Origin of the sequence: Streptomyces camelliae (genome assembly GCF_027625935.1) — a bacterium.
Taxonomy (GTDB): domain Bacteria; phylum Actinomycetota; class Actinomycetes; order Streptomycetales; family Streptomycetaceae; genus Streptomyces; species Streptomyces camelliae.
Window position 1 is genome coordinate 209,848 of the sequence record NZ_CP115300.1, and the last position, 17,210, is coordinate 227,057.

A 17,210-nucleotide genomic window follows, 5' to 3' on the forward strand; every position below is an offset into this window, starting at 1 on the left:
AACGGCCTCCACGAACCCGGTGATCTCGCAGGTGGCCGCGGCTACGAACGGGGCATCCGGGCGTCGTCGCCGACCTGCCGCCCGAGCAGCAGGACCTTCTGCTGGCTCGGCCAGATCGACTTCACCGGGACGTACCTCTACACCACCACCGCCGCCGAGGGGCCCTGGAACAGGCTCACGACGATCAGACCGGGAGGCCGTAGGGGTCAGCCCGGTGCCCACGCACCGCCACGAACCGCACCACATCGACAGTCCGGACAGCCTCTGATGGGGCCAACCGGAACCGCTTACTCAAGGATTATGAGGTCTGTCCCCATGCGCAGACGAAGTTTCAGCCGCAGACATCTGTCTATGGTGTTCGCCGCTGCGGTTGCGGCCCTGCTCGTGTTGGCAGCTACGCTCGTGGCCAACCCGGCTCAGGCTGCCACCAGCGGCGCCTTGCGCGGTGTTGGTTCTGGCCGGTGCCTCGATGTACCGAACGCCAGCCAGACCGACGGCACGTACCTGCAGATCTGGGACTGCTCGGGCGGGACCAACCAGCAGTGGACATTGACGGACAACAACCAGCTGACCGTGTACGGAAACAAGTGCCTGGATGTTCCGGGCCACGCCACGGCGGCCGGTACCCGGGTGCAGATCTGGACCTGTAGCGGCGGTGCGAACCAGCAGTGGCGCGTGAACTCCGACGGCACGATCGTCGGCGTGGAGTCCGGGCTGTGCCTGGACGTTACGGGCTCCGGTACGGCCAACAGCACGGCAGTGGAGATCTGGACGTGCAACGGCGGCAGCAACCAGAAGTGGACCGGCCTGTCCGGGACGCCGGGCGGCACGTGTTCTCTTCCATCGACATACCGGTGGACGTCGACGGGTGCGCTGGCGCAGCCGGCGAACGGGTGGGTCTCGCTCAAGGACTTCACCAACGTGGTGTACAATGGCAAGCACCTGGTCTACGCGTCGAACATGTCGGGATCGGGGTACGGCTCGATGGCGTTCAGTCCCTTCACGAACTGGTCGGACATGGCGTCGGCCGGCCAGACCGGGATGAGCCAGTCCGCGGTGGCGCCCACGCTGTTCTACTTCGCGCCCAAGAAGATCTGGGTGCTGGCGTCCCAGTGGGGCGCGTCGCCCTTCGTCTACCGCACGTCGAGCGACCCCACCAACCCCAACGGCTGGTCCGCGCCGCAGCCGCTGTTCACCGGCAGCGTCCCCAACTCCGCCCCGATCGACCAGACCCTGATCGCCGACGACCAGAACATGTACCTGTTCTTCGCCGGTGACAACGGCAACATCTACCGGGCGAGCATGCCGATCGGGAACTTCCCGGGCAACTTCGGCTCGTCCTACACGACGGTCATGAGCGACACGGTGAAGAACCTGTTCGAGGCGCCGCAGGTCTACAAGGTGCAAGGCCAGAACCAGTACCTCATGATCGTCGAGGCTCGGGGCGCGAACGAGCAGCGCTACTTCCGCTCCTTCACCGCCACCAGCCTGAACGGTTCCTGGACCCCGCAGGCCGCCAGCGAGAGCAACCCCTTCGCGGGCAAGGCCAACAGCGGTGCCACCTGGACCAACGACATCAGCCACGGTGACCTGGTCCGCAACAACCCCGACCAGACCATGACCATCGACCCCTGCAACCTGCAGTTCCTCTATCAGGGCAAGTCCCCCACCGCGACCGGCCCCTACGACCAACTGCCCTGGCGGCCGGGTGTCCTCACCCTGCAGCACTGACCCGCCTGATCCACGGTGATCGCGATCGGGTGCCATCCTGCCGGCGCGCAGACACGCGGTTTACGGCGGGGGCAACTGCACCTGCTGACCGATACTCACCGCCTCAAGGAACCCCAGCCGTGCGTCGGCTGGGGTTCCTCTCGGCTTCGGCACCGTCTAGTCCCCAGCGGCTGCCGGTGATGTAGAGGCGGTCGTCTCTCCAACTTCGGGGATGCCAGCCAAAACTGCCTTGTTCCTTCTCCACCAACCGCTTCAGTTTCCCTGTGTGCCCTCGATCTATTGACATCGGCACCCCGCCGAAATGGGGACTGTACGGTCACTGGCCCTGTCTCACATTTGGTGCTGACGGAGAGTCGTGAGGGTCGTTGACACTCGTGTGAAGGAGGTCAACGAGCTTGCGCAGACGGCATTTTCGGGTCTGTCCCCGCTGGTCATAGAGGATGTGGCCCGACGCGGGTAAGCGGATCGTGGTGCGGGCACGGACTCCGCGGGACGCCCGCGGTCTGTCCGGTGTGCGGGGCGCCGTCGGCGCGGGTGCACGGCTATCAGCTGCGGACGGTGGCCGACGTGCCGGTCGATGACCGCCGAGTGGTGGTCCGTGTGCGGGTGCGGCAGCTGGTGGGTCCCACGCTCGGCTGCTGCCGCACCTTCCGCGCACAGGTGCCCGGGGTGCTGGAGCGTCACCGGCGCGCCGCACTGCCCGTCTGACCAGGCAGGTCAAGGCTGCGGTCAAGGAGTTGGCGGGCCGGGCGGGGGCACGGTTGCCGGCGATACTCGCGATGGGCCTGTCTCGTCACACGACCCTGCGCACTCTGCTGCGCATCCCGTCGCCACCGCGGGTGCCACGCGTGATCGGCATCGATGACTTCGCTCTGCGCCGGCGGCACCGCTGTGCCACTGTGGTGATCGACACCGAGACCCATGAGCGCATCGATGTGTTGCCCGGCCGCACAGCCGACACGCTGGAGGCGCGGCTGCGCGAGCATCCGGGCATCGAGGCCGTGCGCCGTGACGGCTCCACGACCTACGCCGAGGCCATCCGCAGCGCCCTGCCCGATGCGGTGCAGGTCAGCGACCGCCGGCATGTGTGGCACAACCTGTGCGAAGCCGCCCTGAGCAAGGTGAAGGCACACAGCACCTGCTGGGTCACCGTACTCGACGCCCCCGGTAACGCCGGTCCCCGAACACAGACCACCCTGGAACGCCGGCACCAGTTCCACGGCCTGCCCGACCAGGGCGTGGGCCTGCTCGAATGCGCCCGCCGACCGCAACTGGCCCTGAACACCGTCAAACGCCACGCCCGAGCCGACCGGCCCGAGCGGATGCTCCGCGTCCCCAAGTACCGCGCCAGGCTCGTCGACCCCTACCGCGAACACCTGCGCAAACGCCGCGCCGAGGACCCCGCCGTCCCCGTCAAGCACCTCTTCGAAGAGATCAAAGCCCTCGGGTTCACCGGCTGCCTGAACCTCCTGCAACGTCACCGAACTCGTGACGCGTCGCGCAGGAAATACCGACGGGCTCTCACGCTGGATCGCCCAGGTCCGCGCAGCCGCCCTGCCCCATCTGCACGCCTTCGCCCGAGGCCTGGACCGAGACCGCGACGCCGTGATCGCCGTGCGCACACTTTCATACAGCAACGGCCCCACCGAGGGCATCAACACCAAGACCAAACGGATCGCGCGCCAGATGCACGGACGAGCAGGCTTCAGCCTTCTTCGCCACCGCATCCTCCTCGGATAGCGGCACGCTCCGTCACCACCGAATGTGAGACAGGGCCGTTGATGATTGGACAGACCCCGGCCAGGAATGAGGGATGGCCGAGATAGCGACCGTGATGCTGCCCGTATCGGTGATGATCGCGCCCGCTCCTCCCAACGTGGTGATCACCGCCCTGGCGCCCGGGCGCCCAGCGCGGCGTGCGCTTTCCGCACGGAGGACGGGTCCGTAGCCCTTTCTGGGGCGGGCTGCCCGTGGGCCACCGCTTGTTCCTGCTCGTTCACGAATGCCGCCCGGTCGGCACGGAGCGACTCATGCAGCGCGCGTCGCCGGGATGCTCGGCAAGCCACCGGGCGACCGTCGCGGTGGCCAGGTCGGGCAGCAGATCGATGGGCCGCCGGGTGTCGATGTCCACCAGGATGGTGCCGTGGCGCCAGCATCACCGCTGGCCGTTCGAGTACCCCTGCAGCCCGGCGCGTCGCCGCACGTGCCGGAAGGTCAGCCCGTCGACCTGGTCGGCGAACGTCACCTGCGGGCACGGGCGTTCGCGGTAGCGGAACGGCGGACCTGTGCACGTCGACCGGGTCGGTGTTCGGTTGCGCAGCAAGTCCACGCGGGAGTTGGGCGTACGAGGAGCGGAGACGCAGGACTGCAACGATCCCGGATGGTCGGCACCAGTCCCGAATGCCGCTGCTCCCGCGTCAGAAGCGCCGCATGGCGCCTGCGCGGATCCGGCTTGGCGTGCGTCGAGCTCTGCGGGGCCAGGCCCGCACGGTGCCGTGCAGGCCTGGCCCCGGTGTGTCAGTTCTGCAGGCGCCAGTGCTGGTTCGCACCACCCGTGCAACTCCACAGCTGGACTTTCGTCCCGTTGGCGGTCGCCTGGCCGCTGGCGTCCAGGCAGAGCCCCGACTGCACGGCTGTGATCGTGCCGTCGGGATTGATGTTCCACTGCTGATCCGCCTGCCCACTGCAGTCCCAGATGGCCGCCGCGGTGCCGTTGCCCGCGGCCTGGCCGGTGCCCAGGCACTTGTTGCCGTAGACGACCAGCTGCTTTCCGGCGGAGTGTGTCCACCGTTGGTTGGAGCCGCCGTTGCAGTCCCACAGCTGTGCCTGCGTGCCGTTGGCCGTGGTGGAGTTGTTGATGTCGAGGCAGCGCCCCGACTGCTGGCCGACGATCTCCTGGTTGCCGGAGGGCGGCGGCGGTGGCGGCTGGTTCGAGCCGAACTGCGTGAAGAACTGCCACACCGCTGCCGACGTCCAGGTGCGCCAGCCGTCACCGGTGGATCCGTCTATCGGACCGGGGTCGTGGCCCGCTCCGTCGAACGCGGCCCAGACCACGGGGTATCCGGACTTGCATCCTGAGTAGGTGGTGATGATGTGCGTCAGGCTTCCGTACGCTGGCTCGGGCGGGTTCTGCGGGGTGCAGCCGTTGTTCCGGACGAAGGTGTCGCGCAGGTCTCGTCCCGACTGGATGGGCAGCACGTTGTCCCTGAGGCCGTGCAGCCCCATGTAGGCGATGGGCTGAGTGCCGCCGTTGCACCCGCTGAGGTTCGCGCCGGAGTACACCGCGACCGCGCGGAAGACCGTCGCCCGGGAGCAGGCGAGGGCGTACGACATCGCGCCGCCGTAGCTGAAGCCGGCGGAGAACAACTGCGTGGTGTCGACGCACAGACCTGCTTCGATCTGGTTGACCATGGCGTCGACGAAGGCCACGTCCTGGCCGCCGGGGTTGGCCCAGCCGTTGCCGTTGCCCTGGGGTGCGACGAAGATCGTGCTGTTGTTCGCGTTGTCCGCCAGGCGTCGCAGGCCGTAGTAGGACCAGTTGTACCCGTCCGTTCCGCCCGAGTCGACGTCGTTCGCCGTGCCGCCCCGCCAGTGGAAGCCGAAGATCAGCCGGTAGGGGTGGTTGCTGTCGTAGCCGGCGGGGACCCGCAGGATGTAGCTGCGCGTCTGGCCGCCGCTCTGGATCGTGTGTGTGCCACTCGTCAGCGTGGGGGCCTTGCCGCAGCCGGCGGTCGGACTGAGGGCGCCGGTGGTCGTGGCCGACGCGGGCGCGCCGAAACCGCTGCTGAACGAGGTGCCCGCAGCCGTCAGCACGAGAAGTATCGCGGCCACGATGGACATTAAGAGCGGTTTGCGTTTCATACATTCCTTCTTCCGTAGTCGGGCGATGGGCATTGAGCGCCGGCCGGTTGGGGACGGGTGCTGTGTCCGGCGGTGACACCGCGACGAATGAGGCCGGGGGGTCAGACGGCGGTGATTGTCCATTCGTTGTTGGTGCTGGAGTTCGGCGTCCACATCACCGTGGTGGAGCCGACGGTGGTGCTGCCGCTGCCGTCAAGGGCGGTGCCGGTGCCCCGATTGACGATCTGGTAGAGGCTGCCGCCGAGGCTGTTGAGCGACCACTGCTGGTTGTTGCCGCCGTTCCACGCCTCCTGACGGGCGGGAGCGCCGTTGGCGGAGTTGCCCCAGCTGTCGGCTGCCATGCCGTTGGTACGGTTCATGATCCGGTAGTAGCCGTTGCCGAGGTCGATCAGTTGCCACTGCAGGTTGGTGCTGCCGTCGTAGTTCCACTGCTTGAGGTCGGAGCCGGAAGCGACGTTGCCTCCGCTGTCGAGCACCAGTCCGCTGGTCGCGTTGGCGATCTTCACCCAGGTCGTGGAGCCGCCCGGTGCGCCCAGGACGGGGATCTCACCGGAGAAGGTGAGCTTGACCGTGTACGCCAGGGCGTTGAACGGCGGGTTGGACGAGGGCATGGTGAGGTGCAGGCCGGAAGCGTCCTGGATCGGTGCGGGCAGGTCGATGTAGGTGCCGGCGGTGTTGTTCAGCAGCTTGACTCCCGTCAGGCTGCTCAGGTTGACCTGGTTCGAGTTCAGCGTCGTGATGGTCATGGTTCCGCCCTGCCAGCCCAGCGCGGTGGCGTAGAGGACCTTGTTGTCCTGGGTGCGGGTGAACCGGATGTCCTGCGGTTTGCCGGCCACCGGTCCGCTGAACGAGCCTCCGCCCATCTTGGTGGGGCCCTCGCCGTAACTGCTCCAGGAGCGGGTGCCGTAGATCGCCTCTCCGAAGCGCCCGAGCCAGTCCCCCATGTCGAGCAGGATCGACTGCTGTCCGGAGGGAATGGTGCCGTCGGCCATCGGGGCGATGTTGAGGAGCATGGTGCCGCCCTTGCTCACCCGGTCTACCAGCGAGTGCAGCAGAGCCTGCGTGGAGTAGTAGCCGATGCCCACCGTGTAGCACCAGCTGGAGGAGGAGATGCTGTCGTCGGTCAGCCAGTACGGGGTGAGCAGTCCTGCCGGGCCGCCGCGCTCGAAGTCGAAGACCTCGCCCTTGTTGTCGAGCCCGTCCTTGTAGGTCGCAACCACGTCCTTGTTCCAGGAGACCGCCTGGTTGTAGTAGTGCGCGAGGAACTGCAGCCGGTAGGACTCCTGCACCAGGTTCAGGTCGAAGTCCTGCCAGACCAGGTCCGGCTGGTAGCCGTCGATGACCTCGATCAGCTTGTCGTACCAGAGCTTGTTCTCCGCCGCCGAGCCCTGCTGGGCGAAGAGGACGCGCAAGGCCGGGTCCGACTGGGACGGCACATGGTCGTAGTAGCCGTTGAAGTGGTAGGCGTGGTGGAGAGAGGCCATGAACTTCAGGCCCTGCCCGCGTATGGCCTGGGCGTGCAGCCCGACGAGGTCGAGTCGGGGGCCGCGCTGGACCGAGTTCCACGGGTTGGCGCGGCTGTTCCACATGGAGAAGCCGTCGTGGTGCTCGGCGACCGGGCCGGCGAATCTGGCGCCCGCGGCCTTGAACAGCCGGGCCCAGGCGTCCGGATCCCAATGACCGCCCTGGGAAGCCAACTTGGGAGCGAACTGCACGAAGTTGCCGGCCTTGTCACGGGCGCCATCGATGAAGTTGTTGTACGGCCACACCGAGGGGTCGCCGTAGGTGGCGATGTGGTGCTTGTTCTCGTTGGAACCGCCGATGTACATGTTGCGCGGATACCACTCGTTGCCGAACGCGGGGACGCTGAAGACGCCCCAGTGGTAGTAGATGCCGAACTTGGCGTCCTTGAACCAGGCCGGGGCCGGGGGGTGCTGGTCCACGGAGGGCCAGCTCGCGGTGTAGCTGGAGGGGCCGTCGGTCGCGGCGGCCTCGGGGGCGAACCGCAGCAGGCCGAAGGCCGCGGCGGCGCCGGTCGCCCCCAGTAGTCGGCGCCGGCTGATCGGGAGGGGGGAGGAAGTCATGCGGAGCCTCTCAGCGTCGTTGAGGGGGTGGGTGTTCTCGTCCGTCACCGGATCAGTTGCGCGTCCACTTCTGGTTGTCGGGGCCGGTGCAGGTCCACAGCTCCAGCAGGGTGCCGTTGGCCGTTCCCGCACCGGTGGCGTCCAGGCACAGGCCGGACCGGACACCGGTGATCGTGCCGTCGGCGTTGAGCTTCCACTGCTGGTTCGCGCTGCCGTCACAGGACCAGATGTCGACCTTGGTGCCGGGGCTGGTACCACCACTCGCGGCGTCCAGGCAGGCGCTGCCGTAGACCCGCAGTTCACCGGCCGAGGTGCTGGTCCACTGCTGGTTGGCGCCGCCGTTGCAGTCCCACAGCTCGACCTGGGTGCCGGAGGTCTGCGACTGGTTGGGCACGTCCACGCACCGGCTGGAGCCGACGCCGACGATCGAGCCGACCGTGCCGCCGCCGGATCCCCCGCTGCCGGGAGTGAGGGAGAGGTTGTCGAACTGTGCCGTCTCGCCCTGGCTGGTCGCGTAGCCGACCTGCCCTACGGCCCAGGTGCGGTCGCTCACGGAGCCGACCGTGGAACCGTCGATGACGGCGGTGAGGGTCGTGCCGGAGAAGGCGAGTGTCAGCGTGTGCCACCGGTTGGTGCCCAGCGCCGCGACCGTGCCGCGGGCCAGGGTGGAGACGTTGCCGCTGGTGCCCGAGTTCAGGATCGACCAGGCCCCGGTGTCGCTCACCCGCAGGTGGTAGGCGTTGAGCTGGCCCGTGCTGGTGTAGTCCTGCCCGTTCGCACGGCCGATCAGCTCCGCGTAGCCGGGCTGTTCGAGCAGCACGTCGGACGAGACGGTGTAGTTGCCCCAGCCCACGTCACCGAGCAGGGCGTGGGGGTCGGACAGCGCGTCCCAGGTGATCGGTTTCTGCGGGCTCATCTGGCGTACGCACTTGCCACTGCGGCCGCCGCCGCAGCCCGTCACCTCGAAGGCGCCCTGCCAGTCCATGAGGTATTTCGCCTCGCTGCCGGAGGTGTAGCCGTCGAAGGAGTCGCTGTACGGCAGGCTCATCGCCCCCTGAGCGGGAGCGGTGGCGGTGCCCTTGCCCTGACCCGTCGTGGTGGTCAGGGTGTAGAGGTGGTGGGGCTGTACGGTCAGGCTGAAACCGCCGCCGGACGGGGTGAGGTCCGTGGTGTGCACGAAGTAGTCGGCGGGATTGGCGGAGTTGACGTCCGTCGACCAGACGTGGACGGTTCCGGTGGTCAGCCCTCCGGTGACATTGAAGTTCAGCGTCTGGGCGCTGCCGGCGTCCATCGTCTCGATGACCGTGGAGTAGTCGGAGTTGTCGGTGGACTTCAGCGAGACATAGCTGCCGTTGTTGCGGTTGCCGCCGATGTAGCCGCTGGAGGAGTCGAGGTAGTGCCACCCGGGGGCGGTGAACTGGCTGGTGTGCGCCATCACCCAGGTGTTCTTGCCGATCGCGTAGTGTCCCGACCACGGCTGCGAGGCCAGCGCGAGCCCCATGGTGGGATAGGGCAGGTTCGGTGTGATCGCGGCGACCACCGGCCAGTTGAGGTACGCGGTCATGCGGCCGTCGATGTATCCGCGGTTGATGCCGCGGGCCATGGCCGGCGCTCCACCGTTGTAGTCGTCGGAGCCGTTCTCGCTCGCCCACAATGGCTTGCCGGACGACGTGGCGGCCGAGGGCACCGAGCAGTTGGACTGGGAGGAACGGTAACCGCAGGGGTAGTGGGTGCCGATGACGCTCACGGCGGCGGCGAACGTCTGGTTGGAGTTGACGTCGTTCGCCACGGCCCAGTCCGAGTCGGCCGCCACGATCTTGACGCTGCCGTAGCCGTTGGTGTTGAGCGCGCTGCGCAGCTGCTCGTACCACGAGACGTTGTAGCCTCGCTCGTTCCATCCGCCGAGGTAATCGATGGTCAGCCCGTGCTGTTTGGCACAACCGAGCCATGAGATCAGGTAGTTGATCATGTCGGTGGACCAGAAGTTCCCGCCGCCGATCCAGCCCGGGGCGCCCCACGCGAGCCCGTACAGCTTGATGTTCGGGTTGCGGGCCTTGGCCTGCTCCATCAGCCACCACTCGTAGCCCCGGTCGCAGTTCAGGTCGGAGCGGGTGTGCTGGTGACTGGGCTCGGCTCCCGAGGTGGAGTTGGTGTCCCCGCCGACCTCGGCCTTGAGGATCTGCAGGGAGGCGCCGTAGCCGGGCTTGAAGAGGTAGTCGAGGATCTGGCCGCGCTGGGGCTCGGGGTAGTCGGTGAGGAGTCTGCTGTTGCCGCCTCCGCCGCTGATCGCGCCGACGCCGTCGAAGGTCCGTCCGCCGGATGCGCCGTTGATGGTGATAGAGGTGGCGGCTTGGGCCGGAGCGGCGGCTGTGCCCAGGAGGCCGCCGACCGCCAGGACGAGGCCCGCGAGCACGGCCGTCGAGGCGCGCAGGCGCCGCAGCAGCCGTCTGCATGCTGACACGGTGGTTCCTTTCGCAGGTCGGGGTGTCCGCCGCCGGTGCGGCCGGCGGACGGTTCAGCGGACGACGAAGTCCTGGTTGGTGCCCGGCGCGTTCTTGCACTGCCACTGGTCCAGCTGTTGGCCCGCATTGCTGCCGGCGCCGTAGACGTCCAGGCACAGGCCGCTGTTGCGGTTCTGGAACGCGTAGGAGCCGTCGGACCGGCGCACCGGCAGCCACAGGCCGTTGGCCGCCGCGCCGGGGGCCTGCTGGACGATGTCCGGGGCGCCCGCCGCCGTGGAGCTCCCGGCGACCGCGACGTCCAACCCCGAGCTCTGGGCGCGCAGTTCGCCGTAACCGCCCGAGGCCGGAACGAACTGGAACTGCTGGTTGCCCTGCCCGTTGCAGGTCCACTGGTCGATCGCGGCGCCCGCGCTGCCGGAGTTGCCGTACACGTCCAGACACAAGTTGCTGTTGGCGACGACGAGTTGGTGGTAGCCGTCCGGGTAACCGCCGCTGCTGGACGAGCCCGGGGTCAGATAGACGGCGAAGGCGTCGTGTGCGGCCTGGAACGTGAACGGCACGGTGATCGAGCCGCCCGAGGCGCTCACGTTCTGGTCGTAGACGGTCTGCGGTGCACCCAGCGGCGCCTGGTCCGGGATGCGGTGGACGGTGACGTGCACGCTTCCGGCATTCGTCAGCCAGGGCAGGGACGCCAGCCCGTTGAAGGTCACGGACGCGGCGCCGGTGTAGCCGTTCGAGTCGCCGATGACGGCCACCGCACGTTGGTTGACGGAGTCCTCGGAGGCCGCGATCGCCGTCGAGCCGACCTGGCCGGAGGTGTCGACGAGGGTGCCGGTCATGTCGGCGTAGTCGCGAAGCGCCCACCAGTTGCCGGTCGGCTGCCAGCTGCTCCCGCTCTGGGTGAGGACTCCTGTCAGGTTGGGGGAGACGCAGCAGACCCAGTTGCCGCGCATCGCGTTGGTGTAGCCGGACTGCGCGAACCGCGCCAGGTACCAGGCCGTCACCCCGGCGGTCTGCCGGTCGGCCGGCTGGTACTCGTTCGAGGACAGCGGCAACGGGCCGATGCCCGCCGAGCTCAGGGCGTTGCGGAGGCTCTGGGCGACGGTGACAGGGTCGTCGACGTCGCCCTCGTTGTGGTTGGTGATCATGTCCGGAACCGTCCCGGCGGCCTTCACGTGCGCGAGCCAGGCCTGCCATTCACCCGGGTTGCGCTGCGGGGTGAACGCCAGGGACGGTCCCACGATCTGCGCGCCGGGCGCGATGCGCCGGATCTCCCGGTAGGCGGTGTCCCACATCTTGAAGTACTGGGCGCTGTTGACACCCCGGGTCCAGAAGACGGAGATGTCCGGCTCGTTCCAGATGTCGTAGGAGAACGTCAGGCCCGAGCCCTGGAGCGCGCCCACCGTGGAGTCGATGAAGCTGATCCAGTTCGAGCAGTCGCCGTTGTCGCACGGGTACCTCGTGTTCGACGGCTGGCCGCCGTTCGCGCCGTAGATGTCGCTGACCAACACCTGGTACTGGGCGTGGTACGGCGGACGGGTGAGCCGCTTCGCCTGCGCGATGATCGAGTCGAGGTCGGCCCGGGTGGCCGAGCCGTACTGGTAGCCGTCCTTGATCCAGCCGCCGGAGAACCATCCGCCGCCGCGGAACGCGTTGATCCCCAGCGGCTGGAGGTACTGGTCCACGGGCCGGCTGCCGTCTTCGCTGATGCCATAGAGGAACCCCTCCCCCACGCCGGTCGACGGCCCGCGCGTGGACGCCAGGTCCACGCTCAGCGACGTGGCCGAGGCGGCCTGACTCGGGGCCGTCGACAGCAGCGCCAGCACGAGCGCCAGGACCATGCCGACCACCAGTGCCGGGCGGCGGGGTCTCGCTCTGCTCCTCATCCGATCCTCCTGCGGTTGGGCGCCGCTGCGCTGCGGCGTGGCGACCTGCCGGGGCGGCGGTCGGATGCCGCCCCGGAGTCGGGCGCGAGGTCCCTGGACGAGTCAGCTCATGGACCACTTCTGGTTGGACTGGCCGTTGCAGGTCCACAGCTGTACGGGGGTGCCGTTGGCGGTGGCGGCGCCGGTCACGTCCAGGCACAGGCCGGACTGGGCGCCCGTGACACTGCCGTCGGCGTTGAGCGTCCACTGCTGGTTGCTCTGGCCGTTGCAGGTCCAGGTGATGACCTTGGTACCGGAGCTGGTGCCCTGGCCGGAGGCGTCCAGGCACAGGCGGCTGCCGCCGACGGAGACGGCCAGCTCGTGGGAGGAGGTCTGCGACCAGGTCTGGTTCGCCGCGCCGGTGCAGTCCCGGATCTGCGTCTGCGTACCCGGTGTCGAGGAACTGACCGGTGCCTCCAGGCACTTGCCCGCACCCACGGCGTGCAGCGCACCGCTCGTACCGCCGCCGCCACTGCTGCCCGTCCCGTAGCCGGCGGCCGTGATGCTGGCCTGGACGGCGTTCTCAGTGGCGTCGGAGGGGAAGCCCGCGGTCATCGCGCCCTCGAAGAACTCGCCGACCCCGTTGGGGCTGTTGTCGCCCCCGGTGCCGAGCAGGACCGAACTGTCGACCTTCATCGGTGAGTAGCCGTTCGGCAGCGGGCCGGAGAAGGTGGTGGTCAGGCCGCCACTGGCACCGTTGCCGTATTTGAGCGTGAAGTTGCTGGTGCCGTTGTTCTTCAGCCAGGCGCTGACGAACGGGTGGTGGACGCCCTGGTTGTTCGGTTCCTTGTTGGAGCCGGTGTTGGTGTGGAACATTCCGTTCTCCAGGTCGGCCTCGACCCATGGGCCGCTGCCGGTGCAGCCACCGAACCAGCAGGCGTTGCCCCAGTAGATGGCGTTCATGGTGGCGTTGCCGGTGTCGGTGTGGGAGTTCTCACCGCTGCCGTAGTCGAAGCAGCACCACTGGTTCGTGTAGTTCGACGAGGTCACCATGTAGATGCCTTCGGGCTGGGCGCCGGTGGCCACGCCGCTCGCGTGGTCGATCCGGTAACCGACACCGGGGGTGACCTTGACGCCGTAGACCTGGTGACCGGCCGCGGTCACGGGCAGGGCCATGGCGTCCGCTCCGACGTCGGCCGCGTTGGGACCTGGCCCCTTCCAGTAGCCGCCCCAGGAGATCGGCAGGTCGTTGTGCCTGGCGGTCTGGTCGTAGATCTTCGTGATCGTGCACGACGTGCCCGCGCAGAACGACACCTGGGACGCGGCGTCGGCGTACCCGCCGGCGCTCAGCAGTCCGATGTCGCGGTAGCTGTGGTCGGAGGACCGCTGGATCTGGTACAGCGGCCCGTTGTACGCCGCGAAGAGCGCCCTGGTCGTGGAGTGCGCCGTCACGCACGGCGTGCCGCCCGCGGCATAGATGTCGCAGGGAAGCGACGTGTCGGCCGCGGGGGCGTTCACCCGCGGGGCGGCCTGGTGGACCGCGGCCGGTGTGCCGGTCCGCGGGGATGTGGCGGACGCCGGTGTGCCCAACGCGGCCAGGGCCATCGCCAGGGCGATCAGGAGCAGGGCCGGGAATCGCGCTCGTCGGCGATCCGTCGCTGATCCGGGCATGGAGACCTCCTCTGTGGCGGTACCGCCGCACTGGCGGCACCGAAGCTGCCCGTGCCGAGGGAGCGGCGAGTCATCCCAGCGTCCAGCGCTGACCGCTGCCGCCGTTGCAGGTCCAGAGCTCGGCGAGGGTTCCGTCAGCCGTGGCCCCTCCCGTGACGTCCAGGCACAGGCCGGACTGGACACCGGTGATCGTGCCGTTGGAGTTCAGCGACCACTGCTGGTTGCTCTGGCCGTTGCATGGCCAGATCTCCACCTTCGTCCCCGGCGTGGTCTGGTTGTTGTAGGCGTCCAGGCACATCTGGCCACTGCCGGAGTAGACCGTGAGCTGGTCGGAGGCGGTGTGAGTCCAGGTCTGGTTGGCGCCGCCGTTGCAGCTCCAGATCTCCACCTGGGTACCGGCGGTCGTGGTGGAGTTCGGTACGTCCAGGCACTTGCCCGCGCCGACCGCGTGCAGCTCACCGGTCACGCCGGTGCCTCCGCCGCCGCTGGTGCCGCCGGCGACCCGGTACATCACCGTCCCGTGCGCCGGTACCGAGGCACTGATCGTGCCGGAGGTGGTCGAGGACGCGCCCGACCACAGGTCGGTCAGGGTGTAGGCGGACGCCCCGGTCTTTCCGATCGCGGCCGCGGTGGTGGTGATGGTCGCCGTGGAGCCCGTCTCGTTGAACAGCGCCACCGACACATCCCCGTTGGCCAGCGGCTTGGCCAGCACGTCAAGGCCGCCCGAGGAGGACACCATGGTCCCCTGTTTGCCGAGCGGGTCCTGGTCGACCGCGATCACCCGGGAGTTGGTCAGGACAGACAAGGTGTCAGCACTGGCCGAGGGGATGTTGGTCCCCGCGATCAGCGGCGCGGCCATCTCCGCCCACAGACTGAACTCACTGCGGCTCTCGGTGGCCGTCATCGAGCCGTTGCCGACCTCCAGCATGTCCGGGTCGTTCCAGTGGCCGGGTCCGGCGTAGGAGGCCAGTCCGACGTTGCTGTGGAAGATCGACAGCATGCTGGAGAAGTTCGGGCTGATGTCGCCGGTGGTGCGCCAGCTGTTGCCCACGTCCGCGCCCCAGGTCCACACGTTCTCCTGGCCCCAGTTGCACAGGCTGTACAGGATCGGCCGGCCGGTGGCCGCCAGCGCGTCCCGCATCGCGGTGTACCGGGTCCGCGCCGGCACGCCGGTGTTGTTGCAGTTGTCGTACTTCAGGTAGTCGACGCCCCACGACGCGAACGACTGCGCGTCGGTGGTCTCGTGCCCGAGGCTGCCCGGGAATCCCGCACAGGTCGCGGTGCCCGCGTCCTCGTAGATCCCCAGCTTGAGCCCCAGCGAGTGCACGTAGTCGGCGGTGCCCTTGATGCCGTCGGGGAACTTGGCCGGGTCCGGCACCAGATGGCCGCCGGAGTCGCGGTCATGGGTCATCCAGCAGTCGTCGATGTTGACGTATGAATAGCCCGCCGCCTGCATGCCGTTGGTGTGCATCGCCTGGGCCGTGGCCTTGATCAGCGACTCGGAGACGTTGCAGCCGTACGCGTTCCAGTCGTTGAAACCCATCTGCGGCGTCGGCGCGAGCCCGTTGCCGAGCGCCGCGGCGGGCTGCGCCGTGCCGAGGGAGAGGAGGGGGGCCGACGCGGTGAGCAGCACGGCCGAGAAGGTGAGCGCCAGGGTTCTGCGCAGGGACAGCAGCTGGGACAGCGGCCGAAGACGCCTGGCTCTCGAACGGGTTGTGGGCATAGGTCATCGACTCCTGGGGCGAGTTGGGGAATATGGCAGGGGTTCAGCGGTAGCCGGCGGCGGTGACGTTGGCCTGCACCGCGTTGTCGGTCGCGTCGGAGGGGTAGCCGGCGACGATGGCTCCCTCGTAGAAGGTGCCGGCGCTCAGGTTGGCGCCGCCGCCGGGCTTGCAGCAGTCGCCGCCGCTGCCCAGGACGATGGCCCCTTGTTTCTTCATGGGGCTGTATCCGCCGGGAAGCCCGCCGTCCCACAGGGTGGTCAGGCCGCCCGACTGGGCGTTGCCGCCTTTGAGGGCCAACCTCGACGTGCCGTTGTTCTTCAGCATCGCGGTGACGAACTTGCCCGGGAAAGCCCGCTGTTCGGGGTTCCAGGACTTGCTGCCTCCGGAGTACAGGCCCCATTCGAGATCGGCCTGCACCCAGGGACCGCTTCCCGAGCAGCCGCCGAACCAGCACTCGGTACCGAAGTTGATCGCGTCCATCGCCCCGGCGGCGTCGGCCGTCCGAGTCGTCTCGCTGTTGCCGTAGTCGAAGCAGCAGCCGCCGTTGACATGGGTGCCGCTGGTCACCATGTACGCCCCTTCGGGTGCGGCACCGGTCGGCACGCCCGTCAGATGGCCGTCCCGCCAGTAGCTGTTTCCGGGGTTGATGTACAGCGAGTACGCCTTGGTGCCCCCGGCGGTCAGCGACTCGGAGGTCGCCTTCGCGGGGCTGCTCTGACTCGAACCCGGAACCTGGGCCGAGCCTTGGTACCACAGGTCGTTGCCGTGTCCTGACTGGTCGCGGACGGCGGTGATCACGCAGGTGGTGCCCGCGCAGAACGAGTCCTGTGTCGCCGCGTCGGCGAAGCCGCCCGGCACCAGTACGCCGATGTCCTTGGTGGCGTTGTCCGAGGCGCGCCTGACCTGGTACAGGGGGCCGTTGTACGAGCCGTAGAGCGCTCGCACCGTGCTGTGCGCCGCCACGCAGGGCGTATCTCCCGCGGCGTAGAGGTCGCACGGGCCCGACCCGCCGGCCGGGGGCGGAGGCGAGGGTGTCGACGTCGTCCACTTCTGGTTGCTCTGGCCGTTGCAGGTCCACAGGATGACCGCGGTGCCGTCGGCGGTGCCCGCGCCGCTGACGTCCAGGCAGAATCCGGAGGCGGCACCGGTGACGGACCCGTCGGAGTTCTGTCGCCACACCTGGCTCGACCGCCCGTCGCACGGCCGGATGACCACCGGGGCTCCGGGAGCCGTCCGGCTGTCGTAGGCGTCCACGCACCGGGTGCCGTTCATCGTCCGCAGCTCACCCGCCGACGTGAACTGGAACGCCTGGTTGGCCTGGTCGTTGCAGTCCCAGATCTCCAGCGCTGTGCCCGATGTGTCGACGTCGCCCTTGACGTCCAGGCACCTCCCCGACACCGAGCTCACCAGGGCTGCTGCGGACGCAGGCGCCGACCAGGTCGGCGCGGCCGCCAGCAGCATGGCCAGCAGAGCCGTCACGCATACGGCCGCGGCCGCCCGTAAGCGTGGGGCACGAGCCGCAGGGCGGCAGGGCGGAGCGGATAGAGGCTGCATTCTGTGTCCTCGGATCTGCGGGGGAAAGGGGACGGAGAGTGCCGTGCCTGTCCGAAGGTGTTCGGAAGGGGCGTCGACCGCTCCCGTCAGCGCGCCCTGGAGCGCCCACAGGGAACACTCAGACATCCCATGACGCATAGTGATCCCACAGCCTCATCTCCCTGTCAATAGACCTGTCCTGGCGATTCAAGGCAGGATCCATCCCATGTTTTGGCCCTGGTCAGACAGTTGTGAGGGCATGCCGAAACCCGCGTCCGG

Annotated in this window: 9 protein-coding genes and 1 pseudogene; 2 read left to right on the forward strand and 8 right to left on the reverse strand. The window is 68.4% G+C overall.

The genetic code is table 11. From position 1 onward, the window contains the following. Positions 1-315 precede the first annotated feature (315 nt). Together O1G22_RS01020 and O1G22_RS01025 are read left to right on the forward strand one after the other, a co-directional pair. A complete protein-coding gene (locus tag O1G22_RS01020) occupies positions 316-1,731 on the forward strand; it encodes a non-reducing end alpha-L-arabinofuranosidase family hydrolase (protein WP_270079510.1) in 1,416 nt (471 codons plus the stop codon). A 376-nt stretch (positions 1,732-2,107) separates the two neighbouring features. Then, a pseudogene (locus O1G22_RS01025) lies at positions 2,108-3,471 on the forward strand (ISL3 family transposase). 256 nt (positions 3,472-3,727) lie between these two features. Here the strand turns inward: O1G22_RS01025 and O1G22_RS01030 are convergent. The 8 genes from O1G22_RS01030 to O1G22_RS01065 form a co-directional block, all read right to left on the reverse strand. Further along, positions 3,728-3,862 carry a hypothetical protein gene (locus O1G22_RS01030; protein ID WP_270079511.1) on the reverse strand — a complete coding sequence of 45 codons (135 nt, stop codon included), beginning with the start codon at positions 3,860-3,862 and terminating at the stop codon, positions 3,728-3,730. Between the two features lie 386 nt (positions 3,863-4,248). Then, a complete protein-coding gene (locus O1G22_RS01035; protein WP_270079512.1) occupies positions 4,249-5,571 on the reverse strand; it encodes a ricin-type beta-trefoil lectin domain protein in 1,323 nt (440 codons plus the stop codon). A gap of 122 nt (positions 5,572-5,693) precedes the next feature. After that, entirely contained in the window at positions 5,694-7,676 is a 1,983-nt protein-coding gene (locus O1G22_RS01040; protein ID WP_270079513.1) for an alpha-L-fucosidase, read from the reverse strand. Positions 7,677-7,728: 52 nt separating this feature from the next. After that, complete coding sequence (locus O1G22_RS01045; protein WP_270079514.1) at positions 7,729-10,137, reverse strand: ricin-type beta-trefoil lectin domain protein; 2,409 nt, start codon at positions 10,135-10,137, stop codon at positions 7,729-7,731. Between the two features lie 54 nt (positions 10,138-10,191). After that, the gene (locus O1G22_RS01050) at positions 10,192-12,024 is read right to left on the reverse strand and encodes an RICIN domain-containing protein (protein ID WP_270079515.1); all 1,833 of its coding nucleotides are present in this window, start codon (positions 12,022-12,024) and stop codon (positions 10,192-10,194) included. Between the two features lie 102 nt (positions 12,025-12,126). Beyond that, positions 12,127-13,674 (reverse strand): arabinofuranosidase catalytic domain-containing protein, encoded by a 1,548-nt coding sequence (locus tag O1G22_RS01055; RefSeq protein WP_270079516.1) that lies wholly within the window; start codon positions 13,672-13,674, stop codon positions 12,127-12,129. A gap of 70 nt (positions 13,675-13,744) precedes the next feature. After that, the gene (locus tag O1G22_RS01060) at positions 13,745-15,397 is read right to left on the reverse strand and encodes a glycoside hydrolase family 27 protein (protein WP_270079517.1); all 1,653 of its coding nucleotides are present in this window, start codon (positions 15,395-15,397) and stop codon (positions 13,745-13,747) included. A gap of 43 nt (positions 15,398-15,440) precedes the next feature. Then, entirely contained in the window at positions 15,441-16,859 is a 1,419-nt protein-coding gene (locus O1G22_RS01065; protein ID WP_270086287.1) for an arabinofuranosidase catalytic domain-containing protein, read from the reverse strand. Positions 16,860-17,210: the final 351 nt, after the last annotated feature.